General features: G+C 63.4%; 1 protein-coding gene. It reads left to right on the plus strand.

Annotated features, from left to right (window positions below):
• On the plus strand, window positions 1–4896 hold a 4896-nt coding region (locus WAW85_RS09900; RefSeq protein WP_422559447.1), incomplete at both ends, for an amino acid adenylation domain-containing protein.

A 4896-nucleotide genomic window follows, 5' to 3' on the forward strand; every position in this document is an offset into this window, starting at 1 on the left:
GTCTCGGTGTCTCGGTCTCGGTGCGCGATGTCTTCGCTGCGCCGACGGTGCGCACGCTCGCCCTTGAGGTCGCAAATAATGCCCCGGCACTTCGCCCGATTACCGCTGCCGATCCGCGTCCTGACCGGATTCCGTTGTCGTTTGCGCAGCAGCGCATGTGGCTGGTCAACCAAATTAATCCGGGTTCGGGTACCTACAACATCCCGACCGTGTTGCGGCTGTCGGGCAGCCTTGACATCGATGCGCTGCATGCTGCGATTGTGGATGTTGTTGCACGGCATGAGGTGCTGCGAACCACCTACCCGGCGGTCGACGGCGAACCGCGCCAGAAGATTCTGCGGGCCTCGGGTGTCGCCGCTCGACTCGACTGGGACATCGCCGACACGCTGGGCGAGTTGGAAGAAGCTGTCGTCGCCGCCTTCGACATCGCTAAGCAGCTCCCTATTCGTGTGAGGCTGTGGGAAGCGGCCCCGCAGGAGTATGTGCTCGCCGTTGTGGTGCACCACATCGCCTTTGACGGCGAGTCCATGGGTCCGATGGTCGTCGACCTCATTACCGCGTATGTGGCCGAGTTCGATGAGCGCGAACCCGAGTTCGCAGCCCTGCCGGTGCAGTTCGCCGATTACGCGATCTGGCAGCATGAGGTACTCGGTAGCCCGGATGCGTCCGACACGGTGGTTGGGCAGCAACTGGAGTATTGGCGCACGCAGCTCGCGGGACTGCCTGATGTGGTCGAGCTACCGGCTGACCGTCCACGGCCAGCCGTCGCCACACACGGTGGCGCCCAGGTCTTCTTCGAGATCCCAGCCGATGTGGCGCGGGCGGTCGATCGTCTCGCCGCGGAGTCAGGGGCCACGCCATTCATGGTGGTCCATGCGGCACTCGCGGTTCTGATTGCGCGCATGAGCGCCCAGGACGACATCGCCATCGGCACGCCCATCGCGGGGCGCGGTCACGAGGTCCTCGACCGCCTGGTCGGCATGTTCGTCAACACTCTGGTTCTGCGAACAGCGGTGGACGGCGGCATGAGCTTCACCAGCCTAGTCGCGGCAGCGAAGAACGTAGATCTGGAAGCCTTTGCCAATGCCGATGCACCCTTCGAGAGCGTCGTCGAGGTATGCCGTCTGGCAACGTCACAGGCGTATTCGCCGTTCTCGCAAGTGTGGTTGACTCTCGACCAATCATCGGTCCCGGAACTGGCCGGAGAGAACGTGGTCGGCGGCGACGTCGCGGGTTTGAGTATTGCGCCGTTCGAGCAGTCCGCGATGCCAGCCAAGGTTGATTTGTTGGTCGGGATCAGTCGTGTCGACGATGGGCCGTGGAACGGGGCAATGGTGCATGCCACCGACCTCTTTGATGAAGGTACGGTACAGGGCTTCGCCAAGCACTTGGTCACGATCCTGGCTGAAGCACTCTCCGACCCTGCGATTCCCGTCGGAGACATCACACTTCCGGCATTCGCTATCGCCGTCCAGCCGACAAACCCGAGCACAGACGACGGCGCCAAGCCCGCGGCCCGGCGCGTCCCCGCCTCGGATTCGGTAATCACCAGTGGTCCCGGAACGGATCCGTTGCTGCTTCCCGAGATCTTCGCGAACGCTGCACACATGTGGGGTGCCCGACAGGCTGTCGTCGACCCAGATGGCGCGTTCCTCACCTACGCCCAGCTCGACGAACGCTCAAACCGGCTCGCCCGCTGGCTGATCGGCCGGGATATTGGTCCGGAGTCGCTCGTGGCGCTCGCCATCGGACGTTCATCCGCGCTATTGACCGCCATCTGGGCCGTGGCCAAGACCGGCGGCGGCTACGTCCCGATCGACCCGACCTACCCGCTCGATCGTGTCGCGAACATGGTGGAAGATTCGCAGGCACTGATCGGGCTCGCGGTCGCCGCGTCGGGTGACCTCCCGGAGCAGGGTTTCGACTGGATTCGGCTCGATGAGCGCACCGTGGAGGATGATGTAGCGGCACTCAGCGGAGCGCAGATCGAGCCCGACGAGCTGCATGCACCGGTCCGGATCGACAACACGGCGTACGTGATTTACACATCCGGCTCCACCGGCCGCCCCAAGGGTGTTTCGGTCACCCATTCGGGGCTCGCGAACTTCGCGGCCGAAGAGGTGCGTCGGTCCAGCGCTGATGAGTACTCGCGAATTCTGGGGTTCGCTTCGCCGAGTTTCGATGCGTCGGTGCTGGAATACTTGTTGGCCTCCTGGTCAGGCGGTGTCCTCGTCTACCGGCCGGACGATGCGGTTGGTGGATCGACGTTGCAGAACTACTTGATGCAGCACGCGATCACCCACACGTTCCTGACACCGACCGTGCTTGCCACCGTAGACCCGGCCGCGGTGCCGGCTCTGCGAGTGGTCTACGCCGGTGGTGAAGCAGTGCCGCAGGCGTTGAAAGATTCATGGGCACCCTTCCGCCGGATACAGAACCTGTACGGGCCGACGGAGACCACCATCGGTGTGGCCATCAGTGAACCCATGCAGATCGGCGCACCCGTCTACCTGGGCGGTCCTATCGCCGGTGTCGGCTTCCTCGTCCTCGACAACCGCCTCAAGCCGGTTCCGCCGGGAGTGCCGGGCGAGCTGTACCTGTGCGGTGACGCGTTGTCGCGCGGCTATCTCGCGCGGCCCGGCCTCACGGCAACTCGCTTCGTCGCAAACCCGTATGGGATTCCCGGCGACCGGATGTACCGCACCGGCGACTTGGTGCGGTGGCGGAGTGACGAGACCGGAAAGCCGACGATCGAGTACACGGGCCGCACTGACGACCAGGTGAAACTGCGCGGTCTGCGCATCGAGCTCGGCGAGGTCGAAGCGGTCCTCGTCGAACACCCCGACGTCACGTCGGCGGTCGTCCTCGGCGTCGGTGGACCGGTAGCATCGGCTCTGGCTGGCTACGTCGTCAGCGGTGGGGATCCAGTGGACATCGGCGAACTACGTTCGTTCGTCGCCGAACGCCTGCCATCGCATATGGTGCCGGCGACGATCATGGCGATCGATGAACTCCCGATGACACCCGTCGGCAAGCTCGACAAGACTGCCCTGCCAGAGCCGGTGATTGAGGTCGGCGAATATGTCGCGCCGGCGACGGACGAAGAGCGCGCCGTTGCCGCAGTGTTCGCCGAGGTGCTCGGCGTCGAGCAGGTCTCGGTGATCGACAGTTTCTTCGATCTCGGTGGCAACTCGTTATCTGCAATGCGGCTGGTCGGTCGCGTGGGGCAGACGCTGGATGTGGCCGTCACGATTCAGGACGTCTTCACCGCACCCAGGGTGCGTGACCTGGCGGCCGCGCTGGCCGGGCGCGCTGCCGCGCTGCCCCCAGTGCTGCCGGTGTCACCGCGTCCTGACCGGATTCCGTTGTCGTTTGCGCAGCAGCGGATGTGGTTTTTGAATCGGTTTGATCCGGGTACCGCGAATTACAATATTCCACTCGGTCTGCGGTTGAGTGGGTCCCTTGACGTTGAGGCCCTGCGATCAGCACTGGTGGATGTGGTGGGGCGTCATGAAATCCTTCGCACCACTTTCCCGGCCATAGATGGTGTGCCGTACCAGCAGATACATTCCGTTGATATGGTGTCGGACCTGGTGGACTGGCAGGTCACTCAGGATGAGTCGGAGTTCGTGGGCGCCTTGGCCATGGGTTTCGACGTGACGGTCGATCAACCCGTGCGTCTGCGGCTTCTGGAGACTGCCCCGAATCAATGGGCCCTTGCTTTGGTGGCCCACCATATAGCCGTCGACGGTGAGTCGCTGCGGCCGTTGGCTGTCGACTTGTTAGGTGCCTATGCGGCACGTGCGGCGGGGAACCGCCCGAGATTCATTCCCCTCGAGGTCCAGTTCGCAGACTTCGCCATCTGGCAACACGAAGTCCTTGGATCACCCGGTGACCCAGACTCGGTGCTCGGTACTCAACTCGCATACTGGCGAGAGCAGTTACGAGGTCTGCCCGATGTAGTCGATCTGCCCACCGACCACCCACGGCCTCCTGTTGCTTCTGGCAGGGGAGCTTTGGTGTCGATCGATCTTCCCGCCGAAGTCGGAGATCAGGTTCGGCAGGTGGCCACAGCTAGCGACGCTACGCCGTTCATCGTCTTGCACGCTGCGCTCGCGGCTTTGCTGGCTCGACTGTCAGCTAGTGATGAGGTCGTCGTCTCAGCTCCGTTTGCCGGACGAGGTCAGGCCCAACTGGATCCGCTAGTCGGTATGTTCGTGAATACGCTCGTATTGCGAGCTCATGTGGATTCGGCGGACTCCTTTACCGATTTGGTGGAGCTGTTGAAGGTGACTGATTTCGATGCCTTCGCACATTCTGACGTTCCCTTTGAAGCGCTCGTCGAGGATTTGAATCCGGCGCGTTCGGAGGCGTTTGTCCCGCTCGCGCAGGTAATGCTCTCAGTGGATCCGGCTGCGTCGGCTGCTGAGGAGCGGTTTGACCTGGATGGACTGACCGTCGAACCCTTTGCGAATCCCGGAGTCGTGGTGCAACGCGACCTGACTTTCTACGTGAGGACTGCGGGGCCTGGCGAACCGTGGGTCTTGTCGGTCGAATACTCCACCGATCTGTATGCGTCGGCCTCAATGGCCGTGCTCGCCCAGCGGTTTGGCTCCCTGCTGGCGGAGCTGACCCAGAATCCCGAAATTCCGGTCGGCGACGCCGTCCTCGTAGGGGCAGAAACGGCCCCGGCTGCCGAGACTGGTCCCCAGGTGGCGTTGCCGCCGGTGGTGTCGGTGGCTGATGTGGTTGCTGCTCAGGTTTTGCGTACGCCGGTGGCGACGGCTTTGGTGTTTGGTGATCGTGAGGTTTCGTACGGGGAGTTTGGTGCGCGGGTTAGTGCTCTTGCGCGGGTGTTGATTGCGGCGGGGGTGGGGTTGGAGTCGGCGGTGGCGG

Origin of the sequence: Gordonia sp. (in: high G+C Gram-positive bacteria), from assembly GCF_049299075.1 — a bacterium.
Classification (GTDB): Bacteria; Actinomycetota; Actinomycetes; order Mycobacteriales; family Mycobacteriaceae; genus Gordonia.